This is a genomic window from Candidatus Eisenbacteria bacterium, assembly GCA_018831195.1.
GTDB lineage: Bacteria > Eisenbacteria > RBG-16-71-46 > CAIMUX01 > JAHJDP01 > JAHJDP01.
The window spans coordinates 24957-47192 of record JAHJDP010000042.1 but is presented as its reverse complement, the minus strand read 5'-3'; the positions used below and the strand labels follow the sequence as shown (position 1 = coordinate 47192).

Genomic DNA, 22236 nt, shown 5'->3' with positions numbered 1-22236 from the left:
TTCTTTTTTGAAAGTTTTTATGGAACTCCGCCGGATGGGGTGACAGCTTCGTATCTGAACCCTGGCCAGGCCGGGCCAAGTCGGATACGATTCAGTGACCGGGGATGGAGGGTGGTTTTCATGATTGAACGTTCACTTGATACGGTTCGCAGTCTGCCTTCCATCACAGGCAGGGTCGATCCGGCCCGCTTGCAGCGGTTTCTGCCGGCCGTTCTCATCATCCTCCTTGCCGCGATTCCGTTGCACTCAACCCAGGCCGTTTCAGTCGAAGGGGATCTGGAAATGTGCCTCCCCTTTTCCACTCCGGAGGACGGCGAGGTGGAATTTTATGGGGGAATCCTCGAGCTCCGGGGAGGCGACGATGTATGCTATCGGTCCTCTTTGAACCCGCCGGATGCGTCTGGCCGGCTCCGTGCGATCTTCTGGGGATTGCCCGCCGGATCGTATCAATGGCGCCTTTTGCGGCCGGGGATTGAAACCGGATGGAGTGCATGGAAAATCGATGTCGCGCCGGGCACCCGGACACGTTGGATCCTTCAGGATCAGGGCCCCCCGATTCTGCACATTCTGAATCCCACCGCCGCTCTGATCGGGCTCGAAGAGCCGGCCCTTTATCTTCCCGGCAGCGGCATTGATCAGCTTAAACAATTGTCAACATTCCCCAAACGGCGCAGCGTCTCCAGCTGGGAAACGCTCGAGTTGAACAATCCGGCGCAACGGGAACCCCTCTCAGTCGACCTTCCGATGGCCATAGGCCGGGCGAGCAGCGGCCTCGCATCACTCACCGCCCCATGGGCTCCTGACGGTTGGCGCGCCGCCCGTCTTGGACGGCAGGATACCCGCACCGGGCTTTTCGGTGTCGGGCGGACGGACTCCTATCAGCGGATGGATGGCACGGGCCGCGCGATTTGGAATCCGCAGAAACCATTCCGCGGCGACCTGGAGATCGTCGGCCGTTATCGAAGCGATGAAGATCCCTATCCGAGGATTACGGCGGATAATCCCAGAACCCACAGCGAGTTGCATGAACAGGAGATTTATGGAAACCTTCAGCTGTGGAGCGCCGGCCGATCGCTCCAATCTTGGAAACTCACCTCCTCCTTCGCGGGGACGGGGAAAGAGCAGGATTACCTGCTGAAGTCTTTCGGGCAAAACCAGGATCACTCTCCTCACGAGGAATCGGCATCCATTGCATGGAACGCGGGCCTCGAAAAGGAATTCCCTTATACAAAACATCTGGATCAGGAAGGGACCCGCGGCCCCTGGCGGCATCGGCTCCGCATCCAAACGCAGTATTCAAGGAACTTCAGGGAGATCAGCGACGGTTTCTACCTCGAAGATCTGGAAAGCTATGGGCGGCCCGACGGCAACGCCGCCACCGTCAGCGACAGTACCGAATGGCGTGGAGACGATCCGTCGACGATGTTTATCGACGAGGGTCACATTTATGAAAACTACCAGCTCAATGTAACAAACTCCTGGAACGCCGGAGCCTCCTGGGAGTCAATGATCAGCAAAGATTCACGCCTACGAGCCGATTTATCCCTCACCCGCCATACGGTCCGGCATTACGAGCACCTCGATCCGAAGCAAATTTACCGCGGCGTTGAAGGAGGCGGGTATCAATCCGTCCAAAGATTCGGTTATACAATTGATGCCATCGACCGGGATGCATCCAGTCAACTGGAGGTGCCGGAGCTTCAAACCGGACTCCTATGGGAGAGCGCCGGAACCGGCGGTCTATGGCAAGTCTCGATTTACGGGCGTTGGTTCAAATCGAATCACTTGGGACCGGCGGACTGGACTCATCTTCCCGCGGCGGATTCCTCTTCCGAGGATTTCAATGCATTGCTCGAAAAACCCGGCTGGGCCGGCGGGATCGGCGGTTCCATCGGGCATTCCATTCTCATCAACGAATCGACGGTCTGGATCCGCGGCCAGGAAAAGGTCAACCGGCCGCCCCTGCTGGCGCTCGGCATGGATCCCGTTTTCCTGCAGCGGTCGGTCTATCTTAAACAATTCGAGGCTCCACTCGGCAATCCGCATCTTGGGGCCGAGGGCGAAACGCAGATAGAGGCCGGCCTGAGGTTCCCCGTGGAAAAGCGCCGCATTCCTCTGCTCGGATGGCTTTTACAAAAATGGGATGGCGCACAGCCCCTCCTCATGCAAGCCGCCCTTTACGGATCGCTGACCCGCCACGCCTGGGTTGAGAAGGCGACTTCAGTTGAATCCGGCTCTCTTGTCTATATTGATGATTCAGGAAAGCAGCGCACGCGGGGGATCCATATCGACGCGCGGTCATCACAACACCTTCCTAAAACAGGATTTTGGATTTATGCCTCCTACGATCTTTCCCGCATGGAATTCAAAGGGGGCGGGCCGTTGTCGCTGGATGGCGGCTGGTATGAACCCGACCTCCCCATTGGAACAGAACGGGTTCGTGAAACGACCGACACCTTTAACACGCCTGTCGCCGCCTGGGCCGGGGCCGGCTATCGACCCCACACACTCGATCAAACGCATCGCTTCAGGCTGGCTCTCATTTATAAGACACCGATGCGGAGCCGCAGCGCCTGGTTGTCGCCCTTCACCGACTGGGCCCTGGGTTTGGCCACGCGCTGGGAAAGCGGACGGCCTTATACGCCGATCGCCGTTAATGCCGAAGCCCTGGTCGGCCCGGCTGAGATAACCGGCATCGGCGATCCGCATTCAGGACGAATGCCGCATACTTTCCGGATCGACCTTTCCGCCGTGAAAGAATGGAACTTCCAGCAGCGTGAGCTGGCGGTCCGATTTGAAATCCTCAATGTGACGGGACGGCGCAACGCCCTGCGTGTTTACCGGGCCACCGGAGAGGCGGATGATGACGGCTTCCTGCAGAGCCAGGAAGGACAAGCGATGATAGATCGCAACGGCGAAGGATTCATTTCAACCTATCAGACGGCGCTTGCGGATCCCTTCAATTACGATATTCCGACGACATTTCGAATCTCGGTGAACCTCTCACTCAGCCGGTTGCCGAGCCTGGTTTCATCCTGAGGAGTAAGCTATGATGAGATTGGTCATCAATGGAATCCCGCAAGATTACGAAGGGACTCCTGAATTGGAATCCCTACTGAAAGCGCTGGAATACGGAACGGAAAGCCGCGGCATCGCTGTGGCGATCAATAACACTGTTGTTCCCCGACGTGATATATCCCGGGTTGTATTGAAGGATGGAGACCGGATCGAGATTATTGAAGCCGTTCAGGGCGGCTGAGGAGGTGAAAATGCGTTGTTATGCAAAGGATGCCGTGGGCGGACAGGGAGCCGGTTCAGGACGCGGCGCCATGGAAGGTCTCCTCATTGGAGATCGGATTTTTAAATCCCGTTTGATTTTGGGGACAGGAAAGTACGTTGATTTTGAAACGATGGCCAAAGCCTTTGAAGCGGCCCGAACGGAATTTGTCACCGTAGCCATCCGCCGGGTGAATCTGGACCGCGCCAAAGGCCCCTCGCTTCTCGATTTTATTGATCGTGACAAAATCACGCTGCTGCCCAACACGGCCGGATGTTATTCGGCGAAAGACGCCATCCTCACGGCGCAGCTGGCCCGGGAAGCCCTTGGGACCGACCTGATCAAGCTCGAGGTGATCGGCGACGATAAAACCCTCTTTCCCGATGTCCCGCAGACGATCGAGGCGGCGAAGGTGCTGATCGCCGACGGGTTCACCGTCCTGCCCTATGTCACCGATGATCCTGTCGCCTGCTTGAGGCTGCAGGAGATCGGATGCGCGGCCGTCATGCCCCTGGGAGCTCCGATTGGGTCGGGGTTGGGAATCCGTAATCCCTATAATATCCGCATCATCCTGGAACAGGCGAAGGTGCCGGTGATTGTCGATGCCGGCGTCGGGATCGCCTCCGATGTCGCCGTGGCGATGGAGATGGGGTGCGACGCCGTTTTGTTAAACACAGCGGTCGCCGGCGCAAAAGATCCGGTCAAGATGGCGGCATCAATGTATCATGCCATGCAGGCGGGACGTCTCGCTTTTGAATCGGGACGGATTCCGCGCAAGCTCTACGCCACCGCATCGAGTCCCCTGACCGGTGTTGTCGAGACGGCTTGATCCCGGCCGATGTCGGATAGAGTCAATTTCCGTTACTACCAGATCACCGACCGCAAAGCGGTGGGTGCCGAGAAACAGGCCGAAATCCTAAAAGCCCTCATTGCCGCCGGCCTGCGGGGATTGCAGATCCGCGAGAAAGACCTTTCACAGCAGAAGCTGTTGAAATTTGTCGACGCCCTTCTCCCCAACATCGGAGATCAGGTTTCCGTATTGGTCAATACAGACATCGAGGTCGCGCAGGCGCGGCATTTAGGTCTTCATCGCCCGGAACGCGGTCTTGCGACGGCGGAGATCAGGGCCCGCCTCGGTCCCGATCCCTTGATCGGCGTCTCGTGTCACGACCTCGAGGGGGCGATGCAAGCGCAAAACACGGGCGCCGATTTCATAACACTCAGCCCCGTCTTTGCGACTCCCGGAAAGGGGCCGGCAATGGGATTGGAGATGTTTCGTAAAATAGTCTCTCAACTCTCGATTCCCGTCTTCGCCCTGGGAGGGATCACTGCAGCCAACACGCGGAGTTGCATTGAATCCGGCGCGTATGGTATCGCCGCCATTCGAGCCACACTCACGGCGCAGAACCCGGTGCAGGCGTTCTTGGAGATTCTTGAGGAGATCGGAGAGTCTTGACGAACTCTTCACGAACTCCGCATTCAATAACTCATCCGGAGGCCGCATGACTCTAGAAACCAGCCGGTTATTCCTCCGCCCGATGACGGCGGACGATATCGACGCCTTTCTCGTCATCTTCACCGACCCGAAGGTGATGAAGTCGTTCGATAATATTTTGTTTACCCGCGAACAAATGACCGCATGGGTCACGCGCAACCTTGAGCACCAGAAGATCCATGGATACGGCCTCTTCTCCGTGCTCTTGAAAGAGGATGGCGTTCTCATCGGTGATTGCGGGCTCGAATGCCAAGATCTTGACGGCCGCCGGGAGATCGAGCTCGGATATGATTTCCGGAGCGATTATTGGAATCAAGGATATGCGACCGAAGCCGCTCGCGCGGTTCGTGATTATGCCTTTCACGATTTAAAAATCGATCGACTCATCAGTTTTATCCGGCCCGAAAACCCGGCATCGATGCGGGTGGCGGAAAAGATCGACATGAAACGGGAGAGGGAGATTCTACGCGGGGGGAAACCCTATTGGATCTATGCGCAGCAAGCGGGATAAGGAGCCTTTGATGGACAGCAGGGAACTCCGGCGGCGTCTGGAAGAGCAGCTGCCGTTGGTTGAGCATCCGATGCGTTACCTTGGCGGCGAATTAAACCAGATACGCAAGGATCCTGCACAGGTCCGCGTGCAGTGGCTGCTCATTCTTCCCGAAGTTTACGAGATCGGCATGAGTCATCAGGGATTGAAAACTCTCTATGACATTCTCAATCGCCGTCCCGACGCCCTCGCGGAACGAACCTATTCCCCGTGGATCGATCTGGAAGCGCGCATGCGGCGGGCGGGGATCCCCCTCTTCAGCCTTGAGACACACCGTCCGGCCCGGGAGTTTGACATTATCGGCATCTCGCTGCAATACGAGCTGACCGGCACGAATATTCTGAACCTGCTCGATCTGGCCGGCATCCCTATCTGGCAAAAGGACCGCTCCGATGACGACCCGCTGATCTTCGCCGGCGGACCGGTCGCCACGAATCCCGAACCCCTGGCCGATTTCTTTGACGCGATCCTGATCGGCGACGGTGAAGAGGTCGTTCACGCGATCAGCGATGGCGTCATCGCGACGAAGGGCGCGCCGCGCGCTGAAAGACTCCTGGCCCTCGCACAAATCGAGGGGATCTATGTCCCCTCACTCTACCGGCCGGAATATGACGCTGATGGGGCTCTGCTGAGAGTCGAACCGATCCACCCGGCGATTCCCAAAAAAGTAAAGCGCCGATATGTCGCGGATCTGAATACAACCGCTTATCCTACCAAGCCCCTGGTGCCGTTACAGGAAATTGTACAAGATCGGTTGGGCGTCGAAGTTCTGCGGGGCTGCACGCAGGGCTGCCGCTATTGTCAGGCCGGCTATTTTTACCGGCCGCTGCGCGAGCGGTCGGTCAGCCGCATTACGGAATTGACGACAGAGGGTCTTAGACAATCGGGCTGGGATGAAGTCAGTCTTGTCAGTCTTTCGACAGCCGACCACACACAGATCGAAGCGATCACCGACGTCTTGTCCACCCGTCTTTCGCCTGATCATATCGGCATTTCTTTGCCCAGCCTGCGGGCCGATCGTTTTAGCGTCGCCCTGGCCGACAAGGTCAGCCAGGTCAGGAAGTCCGGTTTCACCTTCGCGCCCGAAGCCGGCACCGAGCGCCTCCGTTTCGCCATCAATAAGCAGATCACCGACGCGGAGTTCTATGAGACGGTTCGCGCCGTATACCGCCGGGGCTGGCGGCAGATCAAACTCTACTTCATGATCGGGCTGCCCACTGAAACCAAGGAGGACCTTGACGGAATCGTCGAAATGATGGGGAAACTCCGGGGAATCGGCCGCGAGTTCGGTGGGTCGGTCAGCGTAACGGCCAGCATCGGTTCTTTTATACCGAAATCCCACACACCCTTCCAATGGGAACCTTTTGAATCGCCGGACAGTCTCAAAGAGAAGATCGCTTTTCTCAAACCACGGATCGAGACCAAATGGTCCCGCATGAAGTTTCACAATGTCGACAGTTCTTATATCGAGGCGGTCCATTCACAGGGCGACCGCCGCTTGGCGGCTGTGATCTATGAGGCTTGGCGGCGAGGGGCTCGCTTTGACGGCTGGTCCGAGCATTTTTCCCTCGCGAGTTGGGAGGCGGCGTTTCGCGCGGCGGGTATTGATCCGTTGTCTTACATCCGCAGAAAAGAGACCTCGGAGCCCCTGCCCTGGGATCACATCGACATTTTGATCAACAAGAAGTTTCTCATCAAGGATCTACAACGGGCGCGAGAAGGCGTCATCCTTGAGGATTGCCGCCGCGGGAATTGTTCAGGCTGCGGTGTTCCCGGATCGGGGACGGATATCCAACTGGCCGAAGCGGTCACGGCGGAGGAGTTGCTGCTGTTAAAGACGGGGGACGGCCCGGCACATGGTTCGAGCCTCGATCCCGAGGTCCCGGCGCAGAGAATCCGGCTCGTCTACCGAAAGCTCGGCATTTCCCGATTCATCGGCCACCTGGATCTTTGCCGTTTACTCGCACGCGCCATCAAACTTGCCGGTATGTCACTGGCTTACAGCAAGGGATTCAACCCCCGGCCGAAGCTCATTATCGCCGCGCCGCTTTCAGTCGGCACCGAGTCGCTTTGTGAAATCGCGGTTCTTGATCTCATGCAGCCGGTGCCCCCCGGCGAGATTTGCAATATCGAGAGGTACCTGCCGGATGGAATCACGGTGCGTGATGCCTCCGAAATTGAAACGGCGGGCCGGAGACTAACGGTGGCGGCGACATCGGCGAAATATCTCATCTCGATGGAATCATTGTTTAACGGATCGCGTTCGCCGCGAACGCCGGAATGGCTGCACGAACGGCTCGCCGCCTATGCTGCCGCCGTCACGTGGGAGATTCAAAAACAGAGCAAAAAGGGATTCAGAACCATCGATCTTAAAAGAGCTGTTCTTCGTCTCGAGGCGGCATATCCCGAATTGGAGATCCTCAAAGCCGCCGGATGGGATTCCGCCGGCCCGTTTCTCGCGCTCGATGTGCGGATGCAGAGTGAGGGGAATCAGGTCGCCAGTCCAAGTCTGATACTCGAACATCTTTTCGAACTCGATCACGAAGCGATAGCCTGCGTCCGCTGCCTGCGGGTAGGACTCGCGACTTAATCCCAAACGGCAGCGGGAGTTGTTTTACCCCGGGGTCAAAACAAAAGTGGAGCAGCCTCTTTCTATTCCCCGATAATCTTCACCAGCACCCTTTTTGAGCGGCGGCCGTCGAACTCACCGTAGAAGATCTGTTCCCAGGGGCCGAAATCCAGCCGGCCGTCGGTAATGGCGACAACGACCTCCCGGCCCATGATTTGCCGTTTGTGATGGGCGTCGCCGTTGTCTTCTCCTGTCCTATTATGGTGATAACGCTCCGGGGAGGGATCAAACGGCGCCAATTGCTCCAGCCATTGTTTGTAATCTTCATGCAAACCCGGTTCATCATCATTAATAAAAACCGAAGCGGTGATATGCATCGCATTGACGAGACAAAGGCCTTCTTTGACGCCGCTTGCGGTCACGAGATCAACAACCTGAGGGGTGATATTCAGAAAATCCATACGGGTGGGAATGTTAAGAATCAGATGCTTTGTGAGTGATTTCATTTTGATTCTCCCTAGATCGTCATGATATCTCTTCTGATCCCGTCAAGACGATGCGCCATGACAAAGACGAGGGGCAGGAGCATTCCCGTCATAATGAGGCTTCCTTCGGGGCCGTAATCGCCTCCTGTTAAAAACGACGGCCCCGTCACGGAAAGATCCAAAATTCGGAAGGTTGTGATACCGCTGACCGGAAGTGAAATGGCGCATCCGACGAAAAAATTCCAGAAACCGTGGATCAATGTCGCGGCCCACAGGCTCCCGGTCCACTCGACCAGCATGGCCAAGACCAAGCCGATAAGAAATGTATTCATGATACTGACCGGGCTGACTTCGGGGTTCAATCCATGCCCGAGGGCAAAGATAAGGGAAGAGGCGGCGGCGGCATTCGGCCAGCTCCACCGATCCCTTAGATTGGCATATATATATCCCCTGACAATCCATTCCTCCAAGCCGCCCTGAACCATAAAGCCGAGCAGAAAGAGTATTGAGGTGACAAAACTCCCGGCCGGGGAAGGCCACCACCCGGGCCCTGTTCTAACGGTGTCGCTGAGGCCGTTCCACTGAAACTCGCTGAGGAAAGGAATGATAAAGAGCCAGAGACCGAGAAAGAGAACCGTGGCGGCCAGCGCGGGGATAATCTGCCGCAGGGCCACCGATCTTCTGCCCCCGGGCCAGTAGGCGCCCATCTCCCGCAAACTGCGCCGATCAAGCCTTCGGAGGAATGGGATCGTCGCCAGCACCGTGGCCGGCGCCAGCAAGGCATAGGCGAAAAGCAAGGCCTCTCCCGCAATCTCCGAATCCAGCAAAAGATTGGGATCCTGGCCGGTGAGAAGAAGCCAAAGAGCGATCGCCGGACTTCCAATCAGGAGCTGTAGGGCGCCGACAACGACGAAAAGATAGAGAGCGATCCGGGCGAGGGGATGCCACTTCGGATGTATATCCTGATCATTACCGTCGAAATCCTCATGATCGTTCATTGACCATCAATCCTTGTCCTAGAATGGCGACAGCGACGTCCGAGGCCCCAAGCCTTTCACAAAGGCCGCCAGCAATTTGGAAATCGCTTCGAGATCGTCGAGCGAGACAATCTCACCGGGTGTGTGCATATACCGGCACGGCACAGTGACAACCCCGAGCGGCACCCCGCCGCGGGTTTTATAAATCTCGTCGCCATCGGTACCCGTCCGCCCGCCTTCAACCTCAAATTGAAGCTTGATCCGGCCCTGTGCCGCCGCCTTCTCAAGCAACCGCGAAATGGAGCTGTTGATACGCGGACCGCGCTGGATGACCGGCCCCCGCCCCAGATGTATGTTGGTCGTGTCCTTTTCCGTCACATCGGGTTGATCAATCGCAAAGGTAACATCGACGGCAATCGCCAAATCGGGTTTGAGTTCAAAGCTCGCTGTAAAAGCGCCGTCCCCTCCTATCTCCTCGCCGACCGTTGAAAGGGCTATCACACAGGCCTTCGGTTGGGTGCGGCCAAGCAATCGAAAAGCCTCGGCGGCGCAGAAAACACCCGCCCGATTGTCCAGGGCCTTGGATGTCACACGCTGTTTCCCCAATTTTAAAAGACCCCTGCGGAAAGTCACCGGGTCGCCGGCTCGTACCAGCTTTTCCGCCTCACTCTTTGTGGAGGCTCCAATATCAATGTAGAGATCCTGTATCTTTCCGACCTTGTTCCTCTCATCCCCTTGCAGGAGATGCATCGGCCTGCGGCCGATGACGCCGAGAATCATCCCCTTTTGAGTGTGAACCTCCACCCGCGTCGCGGGGAGCGTCACCGGATCGATCCCGCCGATTGTGCGGAAGAAAAGAAATCCGTCTTTGTCGATATGATGAACAATCAGACCGATTTCATCGGCATGTCCGGTGAGGATCACCCTGGGTTTTCCTTTTGGATTGCGGATCGCGGCAACCGATCCATGGGGGGAGTGAATGATCTCATCAGCATAAGGGCGGACATAGGCTTCAAAAACGGATTGTACAGGTCCCTCGCTTCCAGAGGGCCCGGGGGATTCAAGGAGTTTCTCAAGGAATGAAAGGGATGAAGCCTGCATCGGGTCGCCTCCACAATTTGGGGTCATTGCCGGAAACTCAAGATTATTCCAAACATTAGACCCCAAATCGTGGAGATGCAACCACGGCGATACTACTTCAACAGCACCATCCGCTTGGTCGATTTGTAGTCATTGATCGTCAATTGCGACCAATAGACGCCGCAACCGACCTGATGCCCCCAATTATCAGTTCCATCCCAAGTGATGTTTTGGAGACCGGCGTCGACTGTTTTGTCTAAGAGCTGCCGTACGAGCCGCCCGGAGACATCATAGATCGCCAGCTCAACGCGGCTTTTTCGGGCGACAGAGAAAGAGATCACCGTACGGGGATTGAATGGGTTCGGCCTGTTCTGGAAGAGGCGATTCACCGCCGTTTCGACGGCATCGGGATCCGGTACACCCGCCGGCGGGCCGTTAGCCACCCAATCGAGGGTCCCCCAGATCTCTGAGGCGATGGCGCTCACGATGCCGGCGCTGTCGGCGAAGCATTGTCCCAACTCTGAATCAAACGAGCGGGTGATGCGATGATAACTGTACCCCTCGATCGTCGACCGGTAATTGGCGAGGCCAAGGTTTTCATGAACAATCTGGGCATAGTCGACCACGCCCTTCGGGCCGCTGAGATCATAATCAAACCAGCTCCGATTCCCAAGGCCCGTGCCGCTTGGGGAGAGGACGGAAAAGTTGAGAGCCAACGGGCAGCCATTCCCATAGCCGTAAAGGTCCATGGCCGTTGGGAAAGATGAACCCTCCGCGTCAATGATCTGCACGCAATAAGAGTCATCTTCAGGCGTGCCTTCGGGACAATCGGGAGCGCTGTAGGGTGAACATTCCAATTCCGCACCCAGCGTATTGTGAAGAAATGAGGGACGATGGTATTCGATGATGGCGGCCATCTGATTACCATTCATAATCAAGCCCTGGCGCACTTCAAAGGCCCCCATGATCGTGGTCAGCAACCAATCCTCAAGACCGATCATATCCGACTCTTCCATCGCGCCGGCGCTGAGATCACCGGTATTGACGAAAATGGTGTTGTAGGAAAGAAGTTGTGGGAGTGTGGCGCCGTTGTTGCTGCTGTAATAGATTCGGTAAATCGAGTTTCCATTAAAATGTGTGGTGGAGCCGTACTCGTCATATTGATCAAAGTTCGGTCCCACACCCGGAATCTCAGGGAGGATTGAATTGAGAGCAGGCTGGATAAACTTCTCCGCGCCCAAATTGTAAGCATCCACATAGAGAACGGTCGGCCAGACGATGTCATGAGTTATCGGATCCTCCCTCATACTTGGAAGAATGTCGATCTTGCGAAAGAACCCACCGGATGTGTCATCCACGAATGAGACCTCGTTATTTCCAATATAATTCGCGGTCACAAAATATTGAATCAAAGTGCCGGGTGTAAAGAGATCATCCGGGAGGATTTCATTCTCATCGGTCAGATCGCCATAAGCCGGATTAAAACCCATTGTCGATTCGTGGAAATAGGAGCACATCTTGTTTGCGTAGGGCAGGATTGTCTGGCAGGAGTCCATCCTGACCGCGACAAACCCCGCTTCCGGATCACCGGGGAGACGGTTTTTCCAAGCGGAATAATCCCCGGCGTCAATTTCGGGACCGACACGGGGAATACGGAACCAGAGATGAGCTTCCCACGACGATGTGGTGCCCCAAACCGGTGGCCCGGTGATCGCCAAGGAATCCCCTAAAATATAAGGCGGCTCGGCGCCGGCCTCCACAACCCAGGAATCGCAACGGCCGGGTTCGTCGGCATAAAGAAACATGCTCTGACTGAAAGCATCATTATAATAGCAGCCTTCGCCATACCGGATAGGCGGCGCAACAGGATTATGCGTCATCGCCACCCGGAAATTGTCAAACAACGGCGTCTCATTACTTTCACCGGTACAATCATTAATTCCGAAGCACAAACAGCACGCCATCAATTCAACACAGAAGCGATAGTAGTCAGCGGTGCCCGGAAGATCCTCATCGGTCCATGAAGAATTCACCTTGTAGCACAGGGGGGCGGCGCCAAGATAGAGCCAGTTCGAATCACCCGTGCGTGGGGACCACCCCAAAGCTCCCGTGAATTCGCATTCCCATGGTTCATAAAACCATCCCGAGCGGTAAAGAACACCGTTTTCACGCGGCATCACGCCATATATGTCAAAAGTTGCGAAAATTTTATTATAGTCCGCGGCTGGATAAGCGGTGCGATCAATAATGGGGCTCACGGCCATATTCCATTGATTCTGATCACCCGCCGGATCACCGTGATGGTAAGTTTCATCATGAAACGCGAGGACATAGTTTTCCAAATCGCAGTCGCAGGGATCTAAAATTGTATAGTTCGAAACATCATGAACAGCCACCCAATCCCCGATTCCCGGACAATGCTCGGCGACAAATCCTTCATCATTCTCCTCAAAATCATAATCCGCGACGACGCCGCCGCTGAGCACGATATCATCGAGTCCGATGGCGCCGTAGGTGGAACAATATTCTCCATCGGCATCATCCCATCCCCCATCCGAGACGAACTCAAACCGCAATTTCACGCCGTCGGTTCCCCCTGGGATTTCAAAGGCGTAAAGCGTGTCGTCAAAAGCAACGGGTGCATAAGGCGCCCCCTCGATGCCGGCATCGAGATCGGCGATCGTCAGGACTTCGAGTTCATCCATATCTTCATAGGCCACAAGCTGGACCTTTGTCCAGTCGAAGACAATGCCCTCCGAATCAGTGAAATAATTGAATGCGATGGCAATATCTTCCCCTGTGTAGCTCATGAGTGCACTTGTCACCCTTTGACAAAGATCGCTCCCGTAGCCGTAGGTCGCGGTATCCGGCGTGGCGCCGGCATCACAGACCCAGCATTCTTCAACGGCCCTGGATTTTTCGCCGCCGCACCAAAGATGCCCCACGGAGCCATTCGTCATCGGCGCGTCCATCGGAAATTCATAGTCATCAGCCGTCATGCGGGCCCAATAGGTATCGCCGGTGTTTAATGTTTGGTCAATGCTATACCAGCCCTGCAAGGTGCCGTCAGCAAAATCCCAGATGCCGCCCACAACGGCGTAGCCGTTGCCGTCGTGACCGCCCCAAAAAACCGTGTCGGACCGTGTACTGATCCGATCTCCACTGAGCGGCCGATCGCTCCCACGATTGTCAGCAGAGGACCTTGATATATTTAAAAAATGATCGTTGCGAGGCGTGAGCGCCGAAGCAGTGACGGCCGTCACAAAGAGACAAAAAACAGCATAGACTACCGTCGTCTTTCTCATATCAATCTCCCCCATTCCATTGACCACCCTTCACCGACAAGAAGGCACAGACGCCCAAATGAGTGGTCAATGAGATTGACCCCTAGATAGTGCCAATATTATAGGTCGCCTTCCACAATATGTCAAAGAGAATCAACGAGATAAAGAAACGGCCCCGGGTGTCAACCCGGGGCCGGATAATGACTTAACTCGGCGTGTGAAACTATTTCATCAACAACATCTTCTTGGTCAATTCGCGGTTATCCACAGCTAGACGGTAGAAATAAACACCGCTGGCAACCGGATGCCCGGCCTGATCACGTCCGGTCCAGACCGCTTGGTGAGTTCCGGCTTCTCTTGCTCCGGAAACCAGCGTCGCGACACGGCGGCCGGTGACATCAAAGATGCTCAGATCAACAGCACCCGCTTTCGGCAGATCGAAGCGGATCATTGTCTGCATCTTCAACGGATTCGGCGTATTTGAAAAGAGGGCCAGCGACTTGGGTGCGCCACTCACGGGCACATCCGCGGAACCGCCGCCATAGAAGATTTTGAGGCACCACTCATTCAATACCCCCAGATCGGCGCCGGCGTTATCGCTGACGTGCAATCTCCAGTTCCCATCGGTGTCATCACCGATAAAGGCATCCAGCGATTCGGCCGGAGTGAGATCGGTCGGATACCATCCGATGATATTCTCCGCCGTCCCTCCTGACCGGTTGTGCAGAACCACATTGGTTCCATCCGGTGAGGTGAGGTCGACGATGAGATCGCCGATGTAGGTATGCGTAATGTTCACATAGACCTCAACGGCCGTCACCATACCTCCGATGCTGATCGTCATGTCATCGTAAACTCCGGTGGGATTGCTGTCGGGAATCGAGAGCCCCGGTGATTCACAACTTTCGGAGGCGAAAACCGGTGTCAGCAAGAAATCGACACCCGTCATATGCTGGCCGCTGGAAAGACTGATATCCTCCATGCCGATAGACCAGCCATCCTTCGAGGCCTTTATCGAGCAATTTCCATTGAAAAGGCCTTCCAGCACATACTCACCCGCGGCATTCGTAGTGGTCGAGGCGCCACCCGGGATCACCTCAACCAGAACGCCTGAGTGATCTGTCTCATCCAGCAAGGTCACCGTACCTTCAACCGTGCAATCGCCGAATTCCGGCGTCATGAGCCAGGTCACCGTATTTTGCAGAAGTAGAGGCCGTACGGAGGCATCCATCGCAGAATAGTTAAAGCAGAAGAAGACGATCTGTCCGCCCTCGGGCGCCGGATTCGAGTCATAGGTGATGATACTGGCATCCGTGGGATAACTAGTCCAGGATCCAACCACAACGGCATCGGTGGTTGCATCCATCGCGTCTTGATCGGCATAAGTACTACTAGCCACCGTAATCGGTCCGGTGATGACATTCGGGACACTCATGACATAATGGTCCGGTTCGGCAACGGTGACATTACCGCCACTATCAGAATTCCAACCCGTGATGTGGAGAACCTTAGCACCAAAGTTCGTATCAGACCGGTAGGTATACCCAACCTCTCCACCCTCGATGAGGAGGTGCCCGCCGTTTTCAACGAAATTGATGAGACTGTTCCTGAACGCGGCATCGGGCAACGAACCTGTATTCGCACCGGTGCAAACCATCAGGAGATCATAATTGCCCCACATCTGAGGATCGGTGACCGAAATACTCTCAGACGTCACCGTGTAACCGAGATCTTCCAGGTCGGCGATCATATCCGCTGCGGTCTTGGCCGTTTCGGTCGTATATTCCTCAGCGATCACCGCACCTGTCTTCTCGTCGATCTTCGCCGGATGAATTCCGGACTTGGCGGAGTCATCGATCAACAACAGATCGCCGATGGTGGGATCGAGCACGAAGTCCATATTGTGGACACTCTGATCGATCGTCATCGAGATTGTCTGAGGAATATGATGCCAAGCCTTCACATTCACAGAATAATCGAAGTATGGCAGTGAGGACGTTGTATAGGATCCGTCCAACGGATCGCTTGTTGTCTCGGCATAAAGTTCCATTGTGTCGGAACGGTAGATCTTCACCGTCGCCTCGAGAGGCAGACCCGAGAGGGACTGCGTGACCGTTCCCGTCATAACGCCGCTGGGAGCGGCGGTCATGTCGATATCGAGGGAGTTCGCGCCGTAGTTGACAAAGAACGGAGTCTCATAGTGCAGATATCCGAAATAATCGGCTGTAATTGTATATGGCGCGACAAGGATATCGGATCCTACATTATAGTCACCTGAAGCATTGGCGACGGCGGTGAAGATCAGATCATCCTCATCGTCATACCCTCTTACAATCGCCCCGACCGCCGGGCCGTCCGCATCAACGTGACCCGCCAGGGTCCCAAAAGCTTCAATCACCGGGAAGGTCCGCTTGATAAGATTGTAGCCGCTGATGGCTATAATCCCCTCAATCGATCCCGTTTCATCGGGAGTGATCTCCATTTCAGAATCGGTCGTGCTGCCAACGAGTTCCCCGTTGAGGAAAGCCCAAAGGGTATAATCCGGAACGGGGCAGGAGGCATGCAGAACACCCGGTAGATTCAAGGCAAACTGATTGGAGAGTCCCACTTCAGTCGTGACCGACAATCCACCCAGTACACTCGACGCAACCACCGAGACATATTCTCTGAAGAGCTCCCAAGGCTCGGCGGGATTTTGTCCCACAATGTCAATCTTGGGGCCATAAGGGTAATTCACCGTAATCGTACAATACCCGGTCGCATCGCTGAAAGAGTGGTCCGATTCGTAATTCAAACCATCGGCCCAAACTTCGATTCCCGGCTTCGGCGTCACGCCATCGTACTCAAAAACACCGACGCTGATCTCTGTCTCGACATTGGCATTGATCCAGGTAGGGTCGATGTAGATCGTCGCCGGAACAATAACAGAGACATCGGTGATATACGGCTCATGATTCTGCGCCGTGACAACCAGCTTTGCCGGTCCGGGAAGGAGTGGTGTGGCGAAGATAGGAAGCTCAAGTGTTCCCGTCGCACCCACCATACCGGCGCCGAGTAACTCGCCATCTCTCGACAAACCGACATAACTGCCGGGAGCCGCTTCGATTGTGATCGAAGTCCAGGTTGTGAAAATCGTCGGGGGATACACAACAGGGTTTTCCGCGGGAACACCGAGATAAGTGCTGAGACTCGGGTCGCCCATGAGGTTGTAAATATTCCAGTAGTAGGTGATGCGGCTGGAACCCGATTGTAAAACCGCCAGGTTGCCGGCATAAACGATGGCGTCGTTGCAAACATACCACTGGGTCATCGCTTCGCCATGGTCATGGAAGAGACCGTCATAGGCGCCCAATCCCGTCTCTGCGTAGGTCGGATTGGCGGTGATATTTGTCGTGTGACCGACGCCAAACCAGAAATCCTCATCCCAGTAGGTTGAGTTGCTGGCGCCGATATATCCGATCGCGCCCTTATCCGGAGCCCGCAACCAGGTCTCGGCGAAGCACTCGCCGATATTGTAGGAACTGGTCAAACAGCAGTTTCCGATGGCGGTGCAGTACTCTTCGGAATTCTGCAGCCCGTTGATATTACTCTGCGTGAAGGAAGGATCGGACCAGGAGGTTGTGCTTCCATGGGCCGTGTAATTGATGAAGGAAACACCGTCGCTGACATTCTGGACGATGTTGGCGGCATTGCTTCCCGAATTGGGATAGAGATAGGTGTGGCTGAAAATACCGTGCGCCGCATTGAAGTATTCATTCGTGCCATAGTTGATCTGACCGTTACCATGTGTGGCGCCGTAACCACTATCCATACCGGCGATCATGACGACCTCGCCCAGATAACTGGGATTGGACATCGTGAACTGCTCATACATAAGAGTCTTATCAAGAATCGCCTGGAGCTGGGTTGGGTTTGTGGCGGAGAAACGGCCGTAATAGATATCCGGCACCAGATCGCCCTCGACATCACAGTAGGGACGATCGGTCGCGTCACCGCTGAGAGTCCAAGTCGGCATCTGCTCCACATCACCGACAAAGAGAACAAATGTGGGCGCGGGCTGTTCTTCGGTGCCCATCCAGTAGAGTGTGTGGATATAGGTCTGGATCTCTTCCTTGGTGCTTCCGACCTCAGGCGTTCCCGTCACGGCGACGATGACGTTATATCCGCACTCGGTCTTCCAATCGACAAACTCCTGCATCTGGTTTTCAAATTCGGGCGGGGTCACGATGACCATCGTCGCGTAACTATCCATCAGGTTGGGATGATCATCGTGGGCATCGCGAGTCCCCTCGATCATGTTGTACAGGACTTGGAAGAAAGGGCTGCTGGTTTCGGCCTTCAATTCATTCCCGGCCTCGAAATCGGCATTATCGAAGTGGATGCGGAAAGCGATCGTTTCATAAACGCGGATCTGATTCTCCGCCGGGTAATACTCGACGGGAGAAACCTCGAGCCGGCCGATATTCACCGAACGGAGCCGGCCTTGCGGCACGACCGCTACCAGCTCCCGGGAGACGCGCTCAACATTATATGCATCGCGGTTGATGACGAAGGGCCAGGTCGCGGGATCGGCATTCTTCGGCATGCTCGGCTGGACGGGGAAGATCGGATGTGTGATCCCATAATCAGCCAGATTGACGAGACGGCTCTCCGATGAAACCACCTCGACACGCACTGTGGCGCCGTAGGGGATCTCGATGAGACGGTTCATCATCGGTAGTTCCGGTGTTCCCTCAATTTGAGAAGCGTGGAATCCGGGAATCATGAGGCGCGAGAAGGCCCCTTCTGTTGTCATCACGTCCATTGCCGTCAATTCACCGACTTGAACACGATATTGAAGGGTTTCGAGTTCTTGTTGCTCCAGCGTCATCTGATTCTCCGCCACGGAGAGCGATAACGTCTGGAGATCGGCCTGTGCTCCCGCCATCAATAGGCACAGCAGAGCAGCGCCGAGAAGCGCGACGCATAAGTGTTTCATCACCAGTTCCTTTCTGGGCATGAGATCCTTTCGGATTGTGAATTCTGAAAGTCGAAACCAACCTCCCACATTATATCATTTCTGATTCCAATCTTCTATGGGTAACCCAGCGATCTCATAGGAGCAGTGAGCTGTGGGATCCCAGAGGATCGAAAGTCCTGGAACCAGAGATATGGCGGGAAGTTGCGGAACGATACTGACAACATCGAAACGACCCCGTAAAAATACTTTTAATATATTAATTCAATTATTCTAATTTTATGCTTCGTTTGGGTTCATTGAGCATCGGAATCCGCCCTTGAAGGGGTCATCTCGCTGCCGACTATCTCTTTGATTTTATGGGAGCTAGCTGGATGAGAGCTGGCAGATCCAGTGGCAGCTTCCAGACAGGCCGCCGGCTGGAGCTCAGGGAAGGAATCGCTCGACCTTGGAGAGCTTTTCCGGAAGATACTTCTCAATCACATAATTGAGACCCCATTTGGCCAGGGCCTGCTGTTCCGCACGAACACCCATCTTCAGCATCTGCTGCAGGGACTTCATCCAGGTACTTTGGCTCTGGAAGAAGGGGTCGTTCTTTATCGCATCCTTGGCGCGCTTGATATCGACATCTTTTAGAGGATGGGTCGGCAATTTATAATCGACAATGTCCTGCGGCGTCACACCGAGAAAACGGCAATGGGGTACACAAAAGAAACGATTGATGTGGGCCGCGTTTCCCGATCCGACCTTGAGCGTTCTATAGATATTACAAATTCCGTAGGGATCACAATCGACGAAGGCATAAACCGGAATCTTCATCTCATCAGAAAGACGGCGGATAAACCGGCGTGTCGCCCGCGTCGGAACGCCGCCCATCGAGACGAGAATGCAATTGGCCGTCTTCCAAAACTTATGGTTCTGCAGGCGTTGGAACATACCTCCGGTTTCCACGACGAGGACGAACTCGGCCCGCGTCTCAAAGGAAAGATGTTCGACACTCGAAGGGATCGAATAGGCGCCAGACCCGAATCGGGTGCAATCGATCCGTTCTATCTCCCCCGACTCCAGATCGGGATCCAAGACCGCGAGTTCCCCGGCGACCGCGCCGCCATGCTCATCCGGGACAAAACGGAGCTGCTCCCGGTTGACTTCATCGACAGAAAACAGGGCTTCGATATCGTCCATGACGGCATCCGATTCGGTCTGCTCCTGAAAGCCGGCCTCGGCCCAATTCTTGGACTGGTAATAAACATCCCTCTTGGTCGCAAAGTCGTTGGTTTCCACCAATTCCTTCGAGAGGCTCATCATCCGTAATGATTGAGCGAATGTTTTCACCGTATTGACACTCAGCGTTCGGATCTTCTTTTGGCTTCCGATCTCGAAGTATCCCTTTTTCAGGCTGTACGAGATGTTCCCCAGCGATCGGACCGGCAATTTCAGATCCGGTTTCCGCCGTTTGGAAATGGTGGTATAGATTCCCTCCGCCGTTTTGGAGATGATATTCAGGGTTCTTAGATCGGCGGCCTGGTTCCGCTTGCGGACCTCGCCGACGGATATTTTCCCCTCGGCTTTTGATTTGGTTCTTGGACTCATGCTGTCTCCCTACCTCTACATTTTTCTGCTTTTTTCGAGGATCGAACTCAATAGATCGACCGTCTTCTCCCGTTCCGCGTCTTTTAAGGAGAGGATGCTTTGCAGAGCAATTCCTATATGCGGGATGTACTTTTGTATATAGGAGCGCTTTTGAGCTTCTTCCTTTTCTTTGCGGCGGCGGCCGATATGAGAGGCCAGACGGCGGCCGGCCTCCTGAAGGGCCAGCCGGATCTCCTTTAGAATCTCAGGATAGTGCGCAATCGACTCCTTGCTCTCAGATGTGAAAGGCACCCAGGCCGAGGCCATATGGCAGACGACGATCAGGGGACCTGACGGCAAAGCGCCGCGGGCCTGCGAGAGCCTGTACTTCTTCCAATCCACGCCGAGAACCGACTTTGTGATAGCACAGGCCGACTGCTGATAGAGCAAGGGGACCCGGTTGGCATAACGATAAAGAGAGATCAGATCCTCGGCGTTCAGATTTCCCCCGAACGCGAATCCCACCTCGATTTGAAAAGGGATGCCCCGGTAAACCGCCGGCGGTCGCGTTACGGCGGTGACGAAATCGGCCTCGATCTCCTGGGCCAGGGACTCCATGAGCTGCTTTTCCCCGATCGGTGACAGGCAGTTTGTCGGTGGTACCATGATCTTGACGGTGTTCATCGCTGCATGGAGTTTCTCGGCATCCTGGTGTTTAAGCCGATTCGGTCTCGTATTTCCGCGAATCTCCGCCGTTTCTAAAATAAGACTGGCCACCCGGAGAGTGACCCGGCTGAATTGGCGCTGGAGAAAAGATGATAAGTTCTGCAATTTGGATTCAGAGAGCAATTGGATGAGGACACCCAATTCCACACCATAGGGATGGGGCAGAATTTCCTTCGGCTGCGGCGGAATTTCATCGGTCACACGGACAAAATGGACAGGTTCACCATTTTCCGCTCCGCTGGGTGGATTGTAAATCAACTCCAGGTGGGGATTGGAAATCGCCACTTGCCGGAGATATCCATCAACACTGTGCCGGCCCTTCTTATAAGTGGCCTCCAAAATCATTTCAACCCGGGTTCCGTGTTCCTTATCCCACTCGAACTGTTCCTCGCTCCGGATGTTGGGCTGATTTGTCCGCGTATCAATGGTCAACTCGAAGGCGTAGGCGGGGCGATTCGATCCTATCCGGGAGAAAATCTTCATCGGCTGGCCGGTCGTTAACAAGCCGTACATCCCCGCCGCTGAGATACCGATCCCCTGCTGTCCCCGGGCCTGCCTGAATGTGTGGAATTTCGATCCATAGAGCAGCTTCCCAAAAATTTTCGGGATTTGTGCGCGTACAATCCCGGGGCCATTGTCTTCCACGGCCACGCGGAACCGCTCTTCGGCCAATTGTTCAATTTCAACATGGATTTCGGGGAGGATTTGGGCTTCTTCGCAGGCGTCGAGACTGTTATCCACGGCCTCCTTAACCGTTGTTAATAATGCTTTTGCGGGATTATCAAACCCAAGAAGATGCCGGTTTTTCGCAAAGAACTCAGAGACCGATATCTCGCGCTGCTTGGACGCCATGTGGTCGGCCGTCGTGCCTTTTGATACCCGTGAAACCCGGGCGGATTTTGCTTTTGGCCTCGTTTTACCATTTCCGGATCTTTCAACCACAGGCAGATCCATGGACGTCTTTCCAGATTGACCAACCAGGGACGTTCTCGCGGTCACCGGGCTCCTCTCAAAATCCATGGAAACCTGTTGGGGCTTCCGAGATTTTTTCGATGTCTTCGTTTCTGTGGTGGCCTTTCTTGTTCTACCCATCCCTCCGGAACCTCCTCTCGGCCGGTGATATGGTTCAAAAATGGAGCCTATCCATTCCAATTGACATATGCAATATGGGAATCCTGAAAATGGATATATCACAATTCCGGAGACCCTTTCATATTTCCAGCAATGTAAATGTCGATTTGCTTGACAGGATTTCAATTTGTTA

The 22236-nt window shown here is 55.0% G+C and carries 13 protein-coding genes; 6 read left to right on the top strand and 7 right to left on the bottom strand.

Features of this window, described 5'->3' with window-relative positions; all coding sequences use genetic code 11:
• Positions 1-120 precede the first annotated feature (120 nt).
• The 6 genes from KJ970_08395 to KJ970_08370 all read left to right on the top strand — a co-directional run bounded on the left by KJ970_08395 (position 121) and on the right by KJ970_08370 (position 7912).
• Positions 121-3039, top strand: coding sequence for a hypothetical protein (locus KJ970_08395; GenBank protein MBU2690934.1), 2919 nt, complete (start codon positions 121-123; stop codon positions 3037-3039).
• A gap of 10 nt (positions 3040-3049) precedes the next feature.
• Positions 3050-3259, top strand: coding sequence for a sulfur carrier protein ThiS (gene thiS, locus KJ970_08390; GenBank protein ID MBU2690933.1), 210 nt, complete (start codon positions 3050-3052; stop codon positions 3257-3259).
• Positions 3260-3329: 70 nt separating this feature from the next.
• Positions 3330-4106 carry a thiazole synthase gene (locus KJ970_08385; GenBank protein ID MBU2690932.1) on the top strand — a complete coding sequence of 259 codons (777 nt, stop codon included), beginning with the start codon at positions 3330-3332 and terminating at the stop codon, positions 4104-4106.
• A 9-nt stretch (positions 4107-4115) separates the two neighbouring features.
• Positions 4116-4733, top strand: a complete 618-nt coding sequence (locus KJ970_08380) for a thiamine phosphate synthase (GenBank protein MBU2690931.1) — start codon at positions 4116-4118, stop codon at positions 4731-4733.
• A 46-nt stretch (positions 4734-4779) separates the two neighbouring features.
• Positions 4780-5283, top strand: coding sequence for a GNAT family N-acetyltransferase (locus KJ970_08375; GenBank protein MBU2690930.1), 504 nt, complete (start codon positions 4780-4782; stop codon positions 5281-5283).
• Between the two features lie 10 nt (positions 5284-5293).
• The gene (locus KJ970_08370; GenBank protein ID MBU2690929.1) at positions 5294-7912 is read left to right on the top strand and encodes a TIGR03960 family B12-binding radical SAM protein; all 2619 of its coding nucleotides are present in this window, start codon (positions 5294-5296) and stop codon (positions 7910-7912) included.
• Between the two features lie 62 nt (positions 7913-7974).
• Here KJ970_08370 and KJ970_08365 read toward each other — a convergent pair whose 3' ends face one another.
• From KJ970_08365 to KJ970_08335, 7 genes are all read right to left on the bottom strand, one after another.
• Positions 7975-8397 (bottom strand): secondary thiamine-phosphate synthase enzyme YjbQ, encoded by a 423-nt coding sequence (locus KJ970_08365; GenBank protein MBU2690928.1) that lies wholly within the window; start codon positions 8395-8397, stop codon positions 7975-7977.
• Positions 8398-8408: 11 nt separating this feature from the next.
• Positions 8409-9374, bottom strand: coding sequence for a CPBP family intramembrane metalloprotease (locus KJ970_08360; protein MBU2690927.1), 966 nt, complete (start codon positions 9372-9374; stop codon positions 8409-8411).
• A gap of 18 nt (positions 9375-9392) precedes the next feature.
• Positions 9393-10454, bottom strand: coding sequence for a M42 family metallopeptidase (locus KJ970_08355; GenBank protein MBU2690926.1), 1062 nt, complete (start codon positions 10452-10454; stop codon positions 9393-9395).
• 92 nt (positions 10455-10546) lie between these two features.
• On the bottom strand, positions 10547-13738 hold the full coding sequence (locus KJ970_08350) for a T9SS type A sorting domain-containing protein (protein ID MBU2690925.1): 3192 nt from the start codon (positions 13736-13738) through the stop codon (positions 10547-10549).
• Between the two features lie 202 nt (positions 13739-13940).
• The gene (locus KJ970_08345) at positions 13941-18695 is read right to left on the bottom strand and encodes a proprotein convertase P-domain-containing protein (GenBank protein ID MBU2690924.1); all 4755 of its coding nucleotides are present in this window, start codon (positions 18693-18695) and stop codon (positions 13941-13943) included.
• 405 nt (positions 18696-19100) lie between these two features.
• Positions 19101-20267 (bottom strand): DNA topoisomerase IV subunit A, encoded by a 1167-nt coding sequence (locus KJ970_08340; protein ID MBU2690923.1) that lies wholly within the window; start codon positions 20265-20267, stop codon positions 19101-19103.
• A gap of 15 nt (positions 20268-20282) precedes the next feature.
• Positions 20283-21824, bottom strand: a complete 1542-nt coding sequence (locus KJ970_08335; GenBank protein MBU2690922.1) for a DNA topoisomerase VI subunit B — start codon at positions 21822-21824, stop codon at positions 20283-20285.
• Between the last annotated feature and the right edge of the window lie 412 nt (positions 21825-22236).